The organism is Limibacter armeniacum, from assembly GCF_036880985.1.
Classification (GTDB): Bacteria; Bacteroidota; Bacteroidia; order Cytophagales; family Flammeovirgaceae; genus Limibacter; species Limibacter armeniacum.
In genome coordinates this window covers 2161295-2176946 of record NZ_JBAJNO010000008.1, presented here as the reverse complement: position 1 = coordinate 2176946, position 15652 = coordinate 2161295, and the positions used below count along the sequence as shown (strand labels likewise).

Annotated in this window: 16 protein-coding genes; 6 read left to right on the top strand and 10 right to left on the bottom strand. The window is 35.6% G+C overall.

The genetic code is table 11. The features are described from left to right. The first annotated feature begins 398 nt into the window (after positions 1 to 398). Both V6R21_RS14890 and V6R21_RS14885 read left to right on the top strand, forming a co-directional pair. Positions 399 to 1190 (top strand): glucose 1-dehydrogenase, encoded by a 792-nt coding sequence (locus V6R21_RS14890; protein WP_334244422.1) that lies wholly within the window; start codon positions 399 to 401, stop codon positions 1188 to 1190. Between the two features lie 197 nt (positions 1191 to 1387). Beyond that, positions 1388 to 2599, top strand: coding sequence for a DUF4272 domain-containing protein (locus V6R21_RS14885; RefSeq protein ID WP_334244421.1), 1212 nt, complete (start codon positions 1388 to 1390; stop codon positions 2597 to 2599). Between the two features lie 164 nt (positions 2600 to 2763). Here V6R21_RS14885 and V6R21_RS14880 read toward each other — a convergent pair whose 3' ends face one another. Beyond that, positions 2764 to 3765: an NHL repeat-containing protein gene (locus tag V6R21_RS14880; RefSeq protein ID WP_334244420.1), complete on the bottom strand. Its 1002-nt coding sequence runs from the start codon at positions 3763 to 3765 to the stop codon at positions 2764 to 2766. Positions 3766 to 3779: 14 nt separating this feature from the next. After that, positions 3780 to 5006, bottom strand: a complete 1227-nt coding sequence (locus tag V6R21_RS14875) for a hypothetical protein (RefSeq protein ID WP_334244419.1) — start codon at positions 5004 to 5006, stop codon at positions 3780 to 3782. A gap of 658 nt (positions 5007 to 5664) precedes the next feature. On the opposite strand from V6R21_RS14875, the gene V6R21_RS14870 reads away from it, so the two are divergent. Further along, positions 5665 to 6327: a hypothetical protein gene (locus V6R21_RS14870; RefSeq protein WP_334244418.1), complete on the top strand. Its 663-nt coding sequence runs from the start codon at positions 5665 to 5667 to the stop codon at positions 6325 to 6327. Positions 6328 to 6346: 19 nt separating this feature from the next. On the opposite strand, the gene V6R21_RS14865 is transcribed toward V6R21_RS14870, so the two are convergent. Further along, positions 6347 to 6847, bottom strand: coding sequence for a GNAT family N-acetyltransferase (locus V6R21_RS14865; protein WP_334244417.1), 501 nt, complete (start codon positions 6845 to 6847; stop codon positions 6347 to 6349). A 331-nt stretch (positions 6848 to 7178) separates the two neighbouring features. On the opposite strand from V6R21_RS14865, the gene V6R21_RS14860 reads away from it, so the two are divergent. The 3 genes from V6R21_RS14860 (at position 7179) to V6R21_RS14850 (ending at position 8912) form a co-directional block, all read left to right on the top strand. Next, a complete protein-coding gene (locus V6R21_RS14860; RefSeq protein WP_334244416.1) occupies positions 7179 to 7502 on the top strand; it encodes a hypothetical protein in 324 nt (107 codons plus the stop codon). Positions 7503 to 7586: 84 nt separating this feature from the next. Then, the gene (locus V6R21_RS14855; RefSeq protein WP_334244415.1) at positions 7587 to 8456 is read left to right on the top strand and encodes an HAEPLYID family protein; all 870 of its coding nucleotides are present in this window, start codon (positions 7587 to 7589) and stop codon (positions 8454 to 8456) included. Between the two features lie 6 nt (positions 8457 to 8462). After that, positions 8463 to 8912, top strand: a complete 450-nt coding sequence (locus tag V6R21_RS14850; RefSeq protein ID WP_334244414.1) for a hypothetical protein — start codon at positions 8463 to 8465, stop codon at positions 8910 to 8912. Positions 8913 to 9256: 344 nt separating this feature from the next. Here V6R21_RS14850 and V6R21_RS14845 read toward each other — a convergent pair whose 3' ends face one another. The 7 genes from V6R21_RS14845 to V6R21_RS14815 form a co-directional block, all read right to left on the bottom strand. Then, entirely contained in the window at positions 9257 to 9934 is a 678-nt protein-coding gene (locus tag V6R21_RS14845) for a type 1 glutamine amidotransferase domain-containing protein (RefSeq protein ID WP_334244413.1), read from the bottom strand. A 163-nt stretch (positions 9935 to 10097) separates the two neighbouring features. Beyond that, complete coding sequence (locus V6R21_RS14840) at positions 10098 to 11831, bottom strand: amidohydrolase (RefSeq protein ID WP_334244412.1); 1734 nt, start codon at positions 11829 to 11831, stop codon at positions 10098 to 10100. 244 nt (positions 11832 to 12075) lie between these two features. Next, entirely contained in the window at positions 12076 to 12747 is a 672-nt protein-coding gene (locus V6R21_RS14835) for a DUF6624 domain-containing protein (RefSeq protein WP_334244411.1), read from the bottom strand. Positions 12748 to 12783: 36 nt separating this feature from the next. Beyond that, the gene (locus V6R21_RS14830; protein ID WP_334244410.1) at positions 12784 to 13401 is read right to left on the bottom strand and encodes a hypothetical protein; all 618 of its coding nucleotides are present in this window, start codon (positions 13399 to 13401) and stop codon (positions 12784 to 12786) included. A gap of 188 nt (positions 13402 to 13589) precedes the next feature. After that, positions 13590 to 14075, bottom strand: a complete 486-nt coding sequence (locus tag V6R21_RS14825; protein ID WP_334244409.1) for a hypothetical protein — start codon at positions 14073 to 14075, stop codon at positions 13590 to 13592. A 444-nt stretch (positions 14076 to 14519) separates the two neighbouring features. Continuing rightward, positions 14520 to 15203: a hypothetical protein gene (locus V6R21_RS14820; protein ID WP_334244408.1), complete on the bottom strand. Its 684-nt coding sequence runs from the start codon at positions 15201 to 15203 to the stop codon at positions 14520 to 14522. A gap of 79 nt (positions 15204 to 15282) precedes the next feature. Beyond that, on the bottom strand, positions 15283 to 15609 hold the full coding sequence (locus V6R21_RS14815; protein ID WP_334244407.1) for a hypothetical protein: 327 nt from the start codon (positions 15607 to 15609) through the stop codon (positions 15283 to 15285). Positions 15610 to 15652: the final 43 nt, after the last annotated feature.

Below are 15652 nucleotides of genomic sequence, written 5' to 3'. Positions count from 1 at the left end.
CTTACATAAGTCTCCACAATCACACTTCCTTAAAAGGTTTATTCTTAATTAACCTTAATAAAAACCTCGATTAAAATACCAATTAATGCGCTCCCCTTCCTTAATAGCTTTACTACCAATAAATCATTAAAAACAAATCGAAATACCAAGTGTTAGAGTAGATATATAAAATAGAGTTGCAACACTTATTTAATTATTCAAAATAATTCTGAATAGCACATAAGAATAGAATCGTTAACACATCACTTTTCGTACTATAAACTAACAACTAACACAAAAAAATCGGAATATATGTATAGCAATACATTTTGATAAAGAAATATTGAAGCTATCCATGAATAACTAGCTATTCTGATTACATATTTAATTTATTTTTTAACTATAAAGATTTCAACCAGATGACAGACTTCAAAAACAAAGTAATCATTATCACTGGAGCAGCCATGGGACTTGGTTTTGCTACAGCAAAAGTACTAGCAGAAAGAGGAGCAAAATTGACATTGGTCGATTATAATGAAGAAAGCTTGTCTACTGCTAAAAATGAAATCTTGAGCGAATACCCATCTACAGAGATCGTCTCAATAGTAGCAGATGTTTCAAATGAGGATGCTGTGAAAAACTATGTAGACGAGACCGTAAAAGCATTTGGTCGTATAGATGGCCTTTACAACAACGCTGGCATTGAAGGAAGACAAGCTTCTATCACGGAATATGATGTCGATATTTTCAAGAAGGTAATCGACATCAACTTGACAGGTGTATATTATGGTTTGCGCTATGTGTTGCCTGTTATGCAAAAGCAAAACTATGGTCGAATTGTCAATGTAGCATCTGTGGGAGGTATCCGTGGAGTACTCAATCAAGTACCTTATGTAGCTAGTAAACACGCTGTTTCTGGTATGACAAAAAATGCGGCGCTGGAGTATGGTAGATATGGCATTACTACCAATGCAATTGCTCCAGGTGCGATTCTGACTCCAATGGTAGCAGAAGCTTTTAACCAGATCAATCCTGAAAATCCTAAAAAAGCAGAGACAGAATACGCTCAGATTAACCCTACAAAACGATTAGGTTTACCTGAGGAAGTAGCAAAAGTAGTTGCATTTCTGTTGAGCGATGATAGTTCATATGTAAGCGGACAAACTATCGCTATCGATGGTGGACAATCCAATATGTACGGAAATGTTTAAGCTATTTCAAATCTCATAACTTGATTTTGGTTTTTAACCAATAAACCTCTGAATAAATCAGTGAAAACCTGATTTTTTTGGAGGTTTTCTTTTATGTATTTTTCAACCTGATTCCAATAAGACACTTTTTATTGCATTAATATTTCATAGCTGATAAACAGATAGAAAAACTATTTTTTTACATAAAACCAAAACAAATGGAACATTGTACAATTTACAGTCACTACCTTTATTTTGACAAGGTCATCGAGATTGTAAAATCAAGCTTACCTAATGCTAAAGTTGAAGTAAACGATGGAGACTTGCACAAGTCATTAGTCGCCACAATTAGCGGAGGGCTATTTGGCAAAAACAAAACCTTAAAAATCAATTCCCGCCAAAGGGCTAATCCATCTTATACGATCAACAATATAGAATGTGAATTGACCCAAAATCTTGCAGGAATGGCTAACTTTGTTCAATCATTACCTGCCAAAAATGAAGACATTAGAAATAAGTTTGTCTATAAAATATTGTCAGCAAACTGTGAAATCTCATTTATGGCTGAACCTGATATGCTTCCTGATTTTCAGGAAATATTAAGTCAAATCACTTACCAACTTGATGCTTTTATTTTTGCTCAACCAAGCAGTACCTTCAACCAATCAGACGTTCAATATTTTGCTGATAAGGAATTGAACCTGATTCTTGATACTGAAGGAAACTGCAATATTGAAGACCTTGAAGTTAATGTAGAAGCCAAGTATTATGACGGCCCTGCTGAAAACTACTCAAATGAACAATTAGACAGGAAGAATCAGACTGAAGCATTTCTTGAAGAGAATGGGATAAAGATCAACAAAAACCTGCCTTGTACTGAAGCAATTGACAAGGTTCAAATAAGAACGTTAGAGGAAGTAGTTGACAGGACGTTAGCGCTGTTGATCATCGCTGCAAAAGGTGAAGGAGTCGAACAGGAACACTTGTCTAGAATTGTCACAGAAAAAAATATAGATAGCTTCTCTCCTATTGAAAAAAAACTTTTTGATAATGAAAATTTAGATAACCAAGAGAGAACTATTGCCAGCTGGAGATATGAAAGTCTTTATACCATGCTATGGGCATTAAATATGATGCCCGAACTAAAATATCCTAGTGATATCTGTGATGTTGCGACCATTGTCGGTAAGGTACTGAAACCTAGCAGAGAAGAATTTGAAAGTTTGACTCAGCTAAGAAGTAAAGAGGAAATTCTAGATGAACTGGATAGAACCTACCGAATGCATTGGGCTTGTGTAGATGCACGAATCAATGGGCAAAATGTTGGTGGCAACATAAATCCAAGTGTAATATATGAAAGGCACTACTCCTTGAATTGGTTAACCAATTATATGAATGAGGAATGGGATGATGTACAGACTCATACCTAAAAGCTAAAGAATAATAAGTCTAGATACCCATTCATTTAGCTTATTCTTATAAAGGAGCAAGACCATTAAAAAAAATATATTCAAAAGCAAAAAAGTCAAACCACAGTTGGTTTGACTTTTTTAGTTAAAATAACAAGGTCTTATATCTACATCATTATACTACTCTATCGCTCTGAGATTGTAGCTTCATTTAGTTTAATGACCCTTATTTTCTTATTAGAATTATCAGACAAGAAAAGTAAGTCATTAAGTTTGGCAACACTTACAATACTACCAAATGAATTTTCACCCATAATATCTGAAGCGTTCACAAATGGATTATAATCTTTATTAAGAAAATCACTAGTCGAATAGATGCGTAAATAATTTAAACCTCCTGAAGCTTCTGATGTAATTGACCAATCATCATTAAATATAACGGACGTTGGTACTACTCCAGAAAGAGGAGCAGTTGTAGGTTCAATTGGTGTTGTCAAAGAACTATCTGCTTGAGCTTTAATGTCATCAATATTATAGTATAGATAACTATTCGCATTCCTTCCTGCTACAACCAGTTGTCCATCAACTACATCCATCGAGTATATTTCCGTGTAACCTGTCAATGTATTTAATTTGGCATATGGTGCTAAATTCCAATCACTAGTATCATTGATTTGTGAAGCTTCAAACACTTTGATGATGTTATTTTTTTCTTTCACAAATACTAAATCATCTTCAGCCACTACACCAAATACATGCACGAAAGTCTGCCACCACTGACCGTTTCCAACAGTTGTTATTCCTTGTGTAGTTGCCTCATCTAGCACAAACAATCTGGATTCTGTACTTCCAATATAAATACGCCCATTATCAATACTAATAGAAGATAAATAGGATAATTGGATAGAAATATCACCTTTTTTATAATGTGTAATAGTCTTAATGTGATCAAGCGTAATAGCATCAAATATTTCTAAGACATTTCCATTACATACATATAATGTATCATTAGAAATTGCGATTCCTTTCGGATCAAATGTTCCTGTTCCGTCCCCAATTGATGCAGCTGTAATTTCATCTGTATCTGTAGGATAATAGTATATATAATTGGTAGGTTCAATGTTATCTTCTTTACTACAATTAGAAAATAGGCAAAGAGATAAAACTAATATAAGTACCCTGTTCATGCTGATTGTATTTATTAATTCCATTTGCCTTCTCCTTTATATTTTAACAAAAACGGATTGTTGTCATTGATCTCAAAAACTGGCTTTTGGTATGTACCACTCAAGTATTCCGTTTTTGTCCATCCTTTTAAAATTTCAGGGTCTGTAAATGGAAGATCTTCTAAGTAAATCAAATACTTATAAAACTGAGTCAGCATTTCTTGCTGCCCTCCTCCTTCACCACTATTAGCCAAATTGCTACTGTGACTATATCCAATATGATGAGAATATTCATGCGACCATATAGACATATCACCCAACCAGTGCCCTCTTATGTAGCTAGATTCCCATTGTGAAGCTAGTGGTCCACCTCCCCATGCTGCACTTCCACCTACCATTGCCATATATAGAGTTCGATCATCAAGATAATACCCATATATGTTTTCAATTTCATCTTTTGTAAAATAATCATAGTAACCAACTGAATCTGCGGCATTGCCATGCCAGTCTGTTGCGCCATTTATAGAAGTACCCGCAAGCTCAGCTTGATCTTTTTTGTAAGCATCAAAATTGGTAAAGGTATCATAATAGATTGGATGACTTAAAGCATATGAATAATTAATAATCATAGTAATTGCTTCTTTTGCTAGTACAGGGTTCATAGGTAGAAATTTACCATATTCATTAATATGATAGGCATCATGAAATTGAACTAAGTGAGTTGATTTAATTTTTTGGAATTTAAGAAAAAGAGGATCCTCTGATTCAACTGAAAACTCTATAGCTCCTGAAGAAAACCCTTCTATCTTATCGATTGTAACAGCATTACCCGTTTCCAATTCATAATCAAAATCTCCCTCTGTCAATGGTATTTTATGAAATGAACGGTGAAAAGCTGGTATATGAGAAAAATTGAAAATCACGAATCGCTTGTCATAATTTGGCAGTTTTGCATAGATTTTAACATCAGATAAGCCAACAGGCGAATACAATGAAATCTGCACTGAATCTTTACCATTTTGAACGACTTGTAATGGTTGATTTACCCTAAACCAACGATCATTTTTATCATACATCTTAGATGGACTCTCATCATCCTCAAACATAATCATAGCTCTATTACTAGCCGGTAATGTTGCTGCGTCTAAACTTGGAAGGTAATTAGGCTGGTAAACTCCTCCTGAATCATCCTGATCACTACACCCAAAAGTTATCAGTACCAATATGGTAAGCACAACATAAAAAAGTTTGTTTTTTTCCATAAGTATTAATTCTGGTTGAGAATTTCAGTGCTTCATCTTCCATTAAAAGTATCACTAACCTTTAGTTATTTCGGCCATTCTAAAACAGAAAAACTAAGCAAGTAAAATCCAATAACAAAAAATCCACTACAGTAAAACATTACACATGTGTACTATTGATACTGATTAAGCACTAAAAACTCGATAAATGGTTGAAATAATTTACAACAGTAACTTAAAAATGATAATAAAAATTTATTTAAAACGAACCCTTATTACTTACAACTACATCAAAACCAATCAAATATCAACACACAAACTATTCATATATTCTATTGAGTATAGAATACCAATCACATACTTAATATTAATCATAAACACTCACTTCTCATCTTCTAACAATTGAGCATCAATACAACTCAAACGTAATAAGTATTAAAAATTACATATTCATTTAATAATTTCATAAATAAATAAAATCGCAAGTAAGATCAGTATTATAACCCCATATCACCCTTATTATAAAAAACAATAAACCCCTCAAATATTAGACTTTTAAGGGGTTTACAATGAATACAATACGAATTCTAAAAAAATCACTGTATGAATGTAACTTTAGATTAGTAAATTATTATCAATAAAAACAATACACTACCTACTTATTGAAATGCGCCTTCTTATGAAAACCTTAATACCTCAGGTCTATTTAACTATTACGCTCTTATACATATCAATATCAGTAACCCTAGTGGCATGCAATTACAAAATTGATATAACTCAACAGGTAGGGAATATAGCATCAGAAAATATCTACATCAGCTATTTTGACATTGAACAGTCTGATAATCTAGTGGAAATCCAAGCGTCTCTTTTCAAGATTAATCATGATTCAACGAGTCTTAGGATAATTATACCTTATGACTTCGAGCAAAAGAAAATCAGCTCAATCCAAGACAGCAATAAAGGAATTCCAGTATTATTTGATGCAGGTTTTAATAACAAAGGTTGCAGGGCAGATGTCGTTATTGAGGTAGGTGATTTGCAGGAATATAAAATTAAAGGAGAGCTTCTCAGTAAAGAGAAGCTAAATGATTGGGTAAGAAAAAACATCCTCAACTATGGAAAGGATCCAAGGTTGTCGGAATCTCCACATGACGCTGTATTTAGCCTTGTTTTCACTCCAAATCAACCACTGAACAATGCAAATATGCTAATCTACCAGTTGGTTCAAGCATATGAGGAGTTTCTATTTGAAAGAGCCGATATAGAAAAAACAACAATCGAGCAGGCAAAAGAAAAATACCCACTAAATATCAGATTAACGACAGACAGCAACTTATAAAAACAAACTTCCCTTTGCTCTACTCAGTCAAAATTAACTGTAAAAACACTAAGTCAAGCCATTTATCAAACTTATACCCTACTTCTTTTATGTGTCCAACCTCTGTAAAGCCAAACTTTTTATGAAACTCGACACTTCCTTTATTTGAGCCATCAACCCCCGCTATCATTGTATGATACCCTTGCTGTTTTGCTAAACCAATTAGTTTTCTCATTAGAATTTTACCAACTCCTGTCCCTCTATATTTTGCATTGATATAGATAGAATGTTCAATACTAAATTTATAAGCTTCTCTTGGTCTAAAGCTTCCATAAGTACCAAAGCCTATCACATCACCATTCATTTCTGCTACAATAATGGGTTGATTATCTCTTTGCTTTTGCCTAAACCAATTCAATTGCTGTTCATAGGTTCTGGTCTGATAATCATATACGACAGTTGTATTTAGGATTTCATAATTAATAATTTCCAGAATACAACTAACATCTTTTAACTCAGCAGGTCTTACTACTATCTCCATTCTTATACTTCGCTTCTTTGATATTCTAATAAATTGGGAGTCGGAATTACATATTTTCTTTTGGATTTCAAAATAGAATGATTCAATTACAACAGAGTGTATTCTCAAAAACAATATTACCCTAAACCATTTAGCTTTATTGACAAATCTTCAAAACCAACATACCAATTATTTCTACTGAAATTTATATCCTTGTAGCACATTAGGAACAATACTTATTTTTGTTCCTAAATGTATTTTTGACTCAACGCACAGCAATTCAAGTTTAGTGGTAAGAAAACTTCGACATAGCAAACTACTGCCAATCCTCTTCAGATTTATAGCTTTGTATATGCTAAATATCTGTGTGGATGCACCTGATGCTACGCCAAGCTTTCTCCCAGAAGACCTTAGTATCAATGATCAAGAAAGTATTATAGAAATTGTCGTTGAAAAGATACTGGGTTTTGAAAATGCTATTGCTGAATATGATGATCCTGATTCTGAGGAAAATATCAGTCCTGTTAAAGTTAAACTGGACCTCGCTTTTATGGCTGAGCGTTCAATAGTTTATCCCACTTATCTCCAACAGGAAAAAAAGCCTAGGTTTTATGAATATGACGCTACCTTGGCGTTGGGCTTCAGTCAAATAGATTCTCCCCCTCCCAAAGTCTGATTTGATTTCGTGATAAATTATTGAAGCTGAAATCCTAAGCATGGATTATCAGCCAGTCATTTTATTGTCAAAAATCAAATCAGAATGAAATTCATAAACATGTTGGTGCTAATCATGTCATTGGCACTGTATAGCCATACATTTGCCCAAACGGAAACAGAGAATTCCTTAAAAGACAGCCTATATATTCAGGAAGTTGAAAGTGACAAACAACCTATCAAGGTATTGCATGCAGAACCGCTTTACATTGACCTGATCCGTGACTTAGGGGCCAGAAAAGGTGAGAAAGAATGGAATGTTGGAATTGGCATGACTGACAAGCTTTCACACGACAGTTATGAAGCACTGATCGAATATGAGTTTGCTCCCATTGACCGATTGGGACTGGAAGTGGAACTACCTTTTACCTTTCATTCACCTATAGGTAATGCTAGTGAAGATACTATCCTTGCCAATAAGATTGAAAGTTTGAAGATAGCTACCCAATGGACATTCTTTGTGAATGAAAGAATGGCTACCTCAATGGCAATTGGTTATATTAATGAATTTGTTCTCTCAGATTTCAAGCAGTTTGGCAGTCCCGTCTTAACAGGAAACGTTTACAACCCCTTTCTGATCGTCGCTAAAAGGTGGGGAAACAATTTCCATTCACTGATCTATACAGGGCCTGTAATTGAGCAGGATTTTGAGTCTAAGGAATACCATTCTACCTATGATATCAATACGAGTTTTCATTATATGATACCCGGCACAAGAAACTTTATTGGTGTTGAATTCAATCAAACGGTTGATACAGGTGTCCTTGAGACCACTATAAGACCCCAGATGAGGGTTGGGATTACAGACAACCTAATGATTGGTATTGTTGGGGGAATCCCAATAAACAGAGAAAATGAGAGACTCAGCTCTTTTGTCAGGTTAATTTATGAACCTAGGCATCATAAAAAGAACTAGTCTTAGATGGTATTTCTACCAAGCAGAATGATTCATACTTTTGTCAAACATATAAACATCCCACTTGATGAGAGTGGGATGTTTTTTCACTTGTCTAATTTCATACATATGGGTTTACAATATATTCTATTCGCAGTATTCGCAATTATCTACACGATATACAGGCTTAAAAAGTATAAGAAAAAAGACCTGAACCACCTTATTATTCCACAACTTGAAAAGCATGGGTTAACCTTGGTTTCTTCCGAATCCCCAGAATATTTAAGCACAGGCCCATTCCCTACTGTTGAAATATCACTATTCATTAAATCCAATTACTCAAAACCAATCATGTACCGAAAATTAATAGTGCTTTCTGCAAGTGGGCAAGAAAGAGAAGTTTGGGCAAAAATCGAGTATGGCTTTTCCAATTATGTAGCAATTGATTTCAAACCAGACTTGGAAACTGTTATTTGAGATGCTTGCTTGCTATATCATTTCTTAAAAGGCTTTCCACTACTGAAGGTACGATTGGAAGGCCTTCCCAATAAAACCGAGGTCATTCTTTTCATAGTTGAATTGGTTTAACTTCATAGATATGTAACACATTAAAGGATGTCATCTATGAACACCTCCAGACTTATTCTCTCGATGATTTTTTTGATGGGTACTTTCTTATAATATCATCATTATTTAATACCTCATAATATGGGAAAAGATTAGAGTAGAAAATCTCTATTTCAATTCTTGCTTAAATAAGCAGCCAAGACAAAAAAAGACCTATTCGAGGTGAATAGGTCTTTCTCTTTATCTACAAAGCTTTACTTCTTCAGTAACTCCAGCAGTTTTTTGGCAGCTTCTTCAGAGGATGCAGGATTTTGTCCTGTAATCAGCAGCCCATCCACCACCACATGGACACCCCAATCATCACCCTTTGAGTAATGACCTCCTTTCTCTTTCAGCTGGTCTTCTACCAGATGTGGGACAACATTTATCAGCTGGACGGCTTCCTCCTCTGTATTTGCAAATCCAGTCACATTTTTCCCATTGACCAAGGGTTTTCCATCAATATCCACATTCAGTAAAACTGTTGGCGCATGACAAACGGCTGCCACTGGTTTCCCATTTGAATAGAAGTCCTCAATCAAGTTTATAGAATCCTGATCACTATGCAAATCCCACAAAGGACCATGACCTCCGGGATAAAAGATTGCATCATAATTACTCTCTTTTACATCCCTCAGCTTAAATGTATGCGCCAGTTTTTCCTTTGTCTCCTTATCTGAATCAAAACGTTTTGTAGCAGGGGTACTAAAATCTTCTGTCTCAGATTTTGGGTCAATGGGTGGCTGTCCTCCTTTTGGAGAAGCTAACGTAACATCCACTCCTGCATCAGTCAGTACATAATAAGGAGCAGCAAATTCTTCTACCCAAAACCCTGTCTTTTCCCCCGTGTTACCTAACTTTTCGTGTGATGTAAGCACAAATAATACTTTCATACCTATTGTTTTAAATTGAACAACTGAAAAGAGGTTTAATGATTTCTGACAGGTTAAGCTGTGTTATACACAGTACACTATTAAGGTAATTTGCTATCGAATAATTCCTTAAAAAGGGAGATAAGTAAAATTGAACTTGACAAGGAAATGAAAGCTATTTTAATCATTCCTTCTTAAACACTGTATTACCTTCTTTAATGGTTTCCAACACCTGAATATCCTTGATATTTTCTGGCGCTACTTTCAACGGATTCTTATCCAAAATCACTAAGTCTGCCAACATTCCTTCTTTCAGCATCCCCTTTTTATCTTCTTCAAAATACTGATAAGCTGCCCACTTGGTGATACTCTCCAAAGCGACATATGGACTCACTCGTTCATCTGGCCCAATAACATCCCCACTTCTGCTGGTTCGGTTTACGGTTGTATGCAAAATCATGATACTGCTTGGAAGTGCCACCGGAGCATCGTGATGTTCCGTAAAAATCATCCCTTTTTTCATCGCCGTATTGGTCGGCGAAATCTTGTAAGCTCTCTCTTTTCCCAACGTCTCATCCCGATGCCAATCTCCCCAATAATAGGTATGCATTGAAAAGAAGGAGGGCATTACCCCAAGCGCTTTCATGGAGTCCAGTTGGTCAAACCTTACCGTCTGCGAGTGAACCATAACGGGTCTTCTATCCTTTTTCCCATATTTTTTCGTAGCCTGAGATGCAGCCCTGATAAACTGATCACTTGCCGCATCGCCATTGCAATGCACCAAAATCTGCCAGTCATTATTGAAAGCCGAATCAAAAAAAGCCATCACCTTTTCGTCTTCCTTAATGGCAGGATAACCTTCATAGGTTTTTGGTTTTCCCGGAGGCGGCACAACATAGGGTTTTGTCAGCCAAGCCGTTTTTCCTTGAGGCGAGCCATCCAACGAAAGCTTGACACCAGCAATACGATAATGATTGTTGTAATCTTTTTGTACACCATTTGCTTTCATATAAGCCATCTCTGCCTGAATATCAGGATAGGCAGCCAAATCTACAGGTAATTCATTTCGCTCAGCCAACTTTTTCCAAGTCTCACAAGCATCTTTTGTTGCCCTTCCTTCCTGCAAAGTGGTATACCCGAATTTGATATAGGCATTCACCCCAGCCTTGGCAATGATTTCATTGGCTTCTGGATTTAGGGTAGACATAAACTTGATCAATGGAATAAACAAGGCCATTTCTTCCAGTACACCATTGGGTTTGTCCGATCCTTTCTCTCTTCTGATTACTCCGCCGGGAGGATCTTTCACTCCCGCTTTGTATCCGGCAATCTCCAAAGCCTTATGGTTCATCGAACCCAAATGGCCTGACTGGTGAATAATCAGCACCGGAATAGTATCAGAAACTTTGTCAAGGTCAGCCGCTGTCGGATGACGCTTTTCTTTCAGCTGTGCATCATCATAACCAAACCCTATAATGGCGCGGTACTTTTCAATTGCTTTTGGATTTTTATCTTTCCAATCTTTAAGCAAATCAATGATGGTTGCGATACTGTTTCCTGTACCGTCGGGTGCGGGCAATAGGTTAGCAGACACCGCCTGAAACCCTGCATTCCAAGCGTGTCCATGTCCATCAATAAATCCCGGTAACAACGTTTTCCCTTTCAGATCAACTTCTACAGGATTTTCATTTGCTTGCTTCAATGCCTGTTCCTTTTCTCCAACAAAAATGATTTTACCATCCCTGACGGCAATTGCTTCAGCATATTCGGGTTGTTCTCCCTGCATCGTGATAATATCACCATTAAAATAAACTGTGGAGGGTGAAGCAGTATGCTGTTCTGTACTTGATTTATCTTCTTTTCCACATGAAGCTAAAAGCAAAACAAGTATAAGGATTGATTGGGTGAGTTTTTTCATAGAAAGCCTGTAGGTGAGTGGGAATTTGGGTTTCAAAAAGGAGTCTAATTATGAAAAGATGCTTTTCAATAAGAAAATATAAAAAAGTATAGCCACAACACCATAAAATAATACAGACAATAAGAGAGTGGTGATTAGAATAAATAAACTGTGTAGAGCTTTAATAAAAATTCTTCTTACAGAGATTGATTACCTGTCAGAAGAAATAAAAAAAGGAGTAACAAATGTTACTCCCATAGTTGCCTTACTTAATTTGCGCTTTCAATTCTTCAAGTCTCTTGGGCAATTGCTTTTTATATGCTTCTACATCCCATTCAATCCCCCACTGTGACACATATTCTTCAATTGGCAACAGACCAACTTCGGCCCTTCTTTCATTCACTTTTTCAGGCTCAATCAATGGACGAACATAACTATTACCTGAAGAATCCGTCAAGATTTGGCTGCCATAAATCTGCATCTCTCCTCTTCCCAATAGAATTCTATCTTCCAAAAGCGCTAAACTTTGCGCCTTTGCTTTTCCCTCATTAACAGCCTGTCTCATTACAGGAAGGTATTTCTCCTGAGTAGCCTGATCAGCATGCTGAATTACAAGAAATAAAGTAGAACTTGATGAACCTCCTAACCAACCATGTTTCGCTAAAATTCCCTCAACCAGAATAAGGTTACTGGAATCCGTTTCACTCATTTTCTTAAACTGTGATTGCACTTCCTCAGAATTCCATCCGTGTTCTTCAATCAAACTTCCCAGACCATTTCGATATTTATGATCTTCGGCATGGACACTATCCAATAAAGCCTGTACTTCAACCAAGCTATCAGGGATATGATCATCATTGTTTGATTGTTTATCTTTCTGTGTATTACAGCCAACCATAAAAAATAGAATGGCACAAAAAATTGAAATCCTTTTCATTGTGTAAAAAAATTTTAATCTAAACGCAAGCACTAATTACTGCAATGGAATAGAGCCAACAATATCTCCTTCTTTTACCACAAACAACATATTAGCAATTGGTGCATTGCCATAGCTATCATCATTCCATGTTTCATTATGTAGCATAATAAACGTATTCAACAGCTCATCGTCAGCAGCTCTTGAAGTCACCATCATACACCTTCTTCTAGCAATAGATACCAGTAATTCCTCTGCATCCAACATTTTATGTGCCTCAAGCATATGGTTCTTTGAAAGAATTCTTTCACTTGAAAAATCCAAACCACTTGAGGTTAAAACCTTATTATCCAATGAACCCACTGGCTCAAATTCGGTTTTAAAATCTTCCAAATTCTGATAGGCATCGTTTAAAATCTGGTTACCATCCATTTTCTCCAGATCCTGATGCGTTAAGAAAATAAAGTTTTCAGGCGTGTCATATCCGAACCCAACTACAACCTGAGGTTCTTCCTGTGTTCCGATCAGGGTCTGCTTTAATGCTCCTGCCTGAATACCTACCCAGTCACCTGGCTTCAGAATGGGATAGAATTTATAATCACCACTCTCTGACTGTTCCTTCATTTTCTCTATTTCCTTGTCAGTTTTCTTTTTACCAAACAATGTCTTCCACATATGCATTTATTTTAAGTTAAAAACATCTCAATATACTGAACTGAACTTTATTTATTTAACGCATCATATTCTTTTAATAAATAATTATAGACAACAAAAATCGTATATATAATCATATCAATAATCGAAAATAAAAAAGGGAACAATCAAAATCGTTCCCTTTTCAGTACATACCTTTAGGTCAAAAATTATGAAGCAGTATAATCTACTCCATTATAGGTAACAGTTCCAGTTCCTATTGTTCCATTAGAAAACTCTGTACACATTGCTACCATCAGCTCATTTAGGTTTTCCAATTTATTTTCAAGGTCAAGCTTTACTTGCTCTTCCTTGAATTCTTTTCTACGCCTTACCTCCAAATCGTATTGTTTCTTCTCATATGTACCTTCCAGTACACGCTTCTTGATATTCAGCGCCCTGATTTCTTCATCATCCGTTTCAGTGGCAAGCGCTGCGTCAATAGATGTAATCTGACGGGAAAGATCATCAATCGCTCTTTGTGATTTCCTTTCCACATCCCTGTCCTTATTGTCTTCAAAGTTTAGGTTGGCTAAATCATTTTCAATCTCCTGTCTTTTCAAATCTCTTTCCTGTACTACTGCCAGAAAAGCTGATAAACTTGAAAAATTAGATAGTTGTTCTGCTGGGTTCAGATAATCAGTATACTTTTTCATATACTTTTAGTTTGCTTTAAGTGATTAATCATTTTTCATAAAAGGTATGTGATTCACTTAACGCAACACCCATAAATATAGATTCAAAAAACCATTCACAAACAGTATATCTGATGTAATTCTAGATAAGAAAAGTAAAAAAATAATGATCTGTAATTAGAAAAATAAACACCACAACATCGTACAAGAGATACAATGACAAGGTCTTATTATTTTTAGGCTTGTAATTTTTTTGGTAAAAAAAAAGATACAGCTCCTACAAAGCAATGCAGAATGCAGCTCTATTGAAGCGATACTTTCAGTACATCTAGTTTAGGGTGATCTTCATAAGTTTATAGTTAAAGCTATTTGCTTTATACAAAAAAAGTCCAAGAACCGCTTCGCTAATTCTTGAACTAGCATACCCCATTACAAATATTTATAAAATACACATTTTAACTTACCTCATACAGGGTTGTTAGGGTCACCATCACCTTCTATTAATAATTCTGAAACTTCTTTTGCAACTCCCTTCATTTCTGATTTTAAAACCATATATATTCGTTTTTTGAATGCTAACAATTCCTCTATTGCTAAATTGAACTGTAATTCAAATTCTGCTTTATCAACGTGTAGATGGACAGGCAAATCTTTCTCTAGACGCCCTGTGTGTTCAATATAATCAGACAATTCAACATTATTTTTTCGAACCCTACCATACAACCATGGATGCCCTATCCAAATCTGACTCCAATCTTCAGGTGATTCCTCAAGAAATGTCTTCCAATTTTTATAATCCGAGATATCTCCACAACATTGATGATGTACTACTTGGTCATTTACTACAATTACTAAACCTCCACTGAATGGACCAACGGCTTCAATTCCATTCTCGGGAATTTCTGCATCACTAACTTCCTTATCAATAAAAATTTTCAAATCATTATCACTAATGTCTGAAACCTTAATGGAACAATAACCATATGGATCTAGCTGTTCAATATTCTCAATCCCATTCTTTTTAAATATCTCTATTGCAAACTCGGAAAAGTCTTGTCCTTCTCTAATTTCAATATCTTCCCCTCCATCTATTTGCCAAGGACTCATTTCAATCACAGGATATATTCTAACTTTATTATTATTACGCATTTTTTCATTGTTAGCTCAACAGTCCCCCCCTCTCAATTGGGTAAATTCTCACTATTTCTCTTGTCTTCATAGTCTAAAGTTAAAATATAGCCCAAGGATCAAATCCTGCTGCTTCAATTGCAGGAGCCAGCGTTTCTGCCATAAACTCTTTTTCTTCTGTATCAAGCTCCTCCCACGACAGCTCATCAACAATGTCTGAAACTTGTTTTAGCTTTGTTTCAGAAGACTCACTGGTGTAATATATCTTTTCAAGCTTTTCAAGAAAGTCATTTGTAGAGTTTCTTAGAATTGCAATCACAGTTTGGTCAGAAGGATTTAATCCACGAGCCAACCAATTTTCTGTATTTTCAAAAGTATCCGAAGCACTTATTCCAATCACTATTTTTTTAAAATTATCTTCAGTCATTTCACTCATTATTTTAGTACTAGATACAATATTAGTCGTAGGA

Excerpts from the sequence above, each read along its gene's own strand:
- V6R21_RS14890 (WP_334244422.1), top strand. The coding sequence starts at position 399 with ATGACAGACTTCAAAAACAAAGTAATCATTATCACTGGAGCAGCCATG.
- V6R21_RS14885 (WP_334244421.1), top strand. The coding sequence starts at position 1,388 with ATGGAACATTGTACAATTTACAGTCACTACCTTTATTTTGACAAGGTC.
- V6R21_RS14880 (WP_334244420.1), bottom strand. The coding sequence starts at position 3,765 with ATGAACAGGGTACTTATATTAGTTTTATCTCTTTGCCTATTTTCTAAT.
- V6R21_RS14875 (WP_334244419.1), bottom strand. The coding sequence starts at position 5,006 with ATGGAAAAAAACAAACTTTTTTATGTTGTGCTTACCATATTGGTACTG.
- V6R21_RS14870 (WP_334244418.1), top strand. The coding sequence starts at position 5,665 with ATGAAAACCTTAATACCTCAGGTCTATTTAACTATTACGCTCTTATAC.
- V6R21_RS14865 (WP_334244417.1), bottom strand. The coding sequence starts at position 6,847 with ATGGAGATAGTAGTAAGACCTGCTGAGTTAAAAGATGTTAGTTGTATT.
- V6R21_RS14860 (WP_334244416.1), top strand. The coding sequence starts at position 7,179 with ATGCTAAATATCTGTGTGGATGCACCTGATGCTACGCCAAGCTTTCTC.
- V6R21_RS14855 (WP_334244415.1), top strand. The coding sequence starts at position 7,587 with ATGAAATTCATAAACATGTTGGTGCTAATCATGTCATTGGCACTGTAT.
- V6R21_RS14850 (WP_334244414.1), top strand. The coding sequence starts at position 8,463 with ATGGTATTTCTACCAAGCAGAATGATTCATACTTTTGTCAAACATATA.
- V6R21_RS14845 (WP_334244413.1), bottom strand. The coding sequence starts at position 9,934 with ATGAAAGTATTATTTGTGCTTACATCACACGAAAAGTTAGGTAACACG.
- V6R21_RS14840 (WP_334244412.1), bottom strand. The coding sequence starts at position 11,831 with ATGAAAAAACTCACCCAATCAATCCTTATACTTGTTTTGCTTTTAGCT.
- V6R21_RS14835 (WP_334244411.1), bottom strand. The coding sequence starts at position 12,747 with ATGAAAAGGATTTCAATTTTTTGTGCCATTCTATTTTTTATGGTTGGC.
- V6R21_RS14830 (WP_334244410.1), bottom strand. The coding sequence starts at position 13,401 with ATGTGGAAGACATTGTTTGGTAAAAAGAAAACTGACAAGGAAATAGAG.
- V6R21_RS14825 (WP_334244409.1), bottom strand. The coding sequence starts at position 14,075 with ATGAAAAAGTATACTGATTATCTGAACCCAGCAGAACAACTATCTAAT.
- V6R21_RS14820 (WP_334244408.1), bottom strand. The coding sequence starts at position 15,203 with ATGCGTAATAATAATAAAGTTAGAATATATCCTGTGATTGAAATGAGT.
- V6R21_RS14815 (WP_334244407.1), bottom strand. The coding sequence starts at position 15,609 with ATGACTGAAGATAATTTTAAAAAAATAGTGATTGGAATAAGTGCTTCG.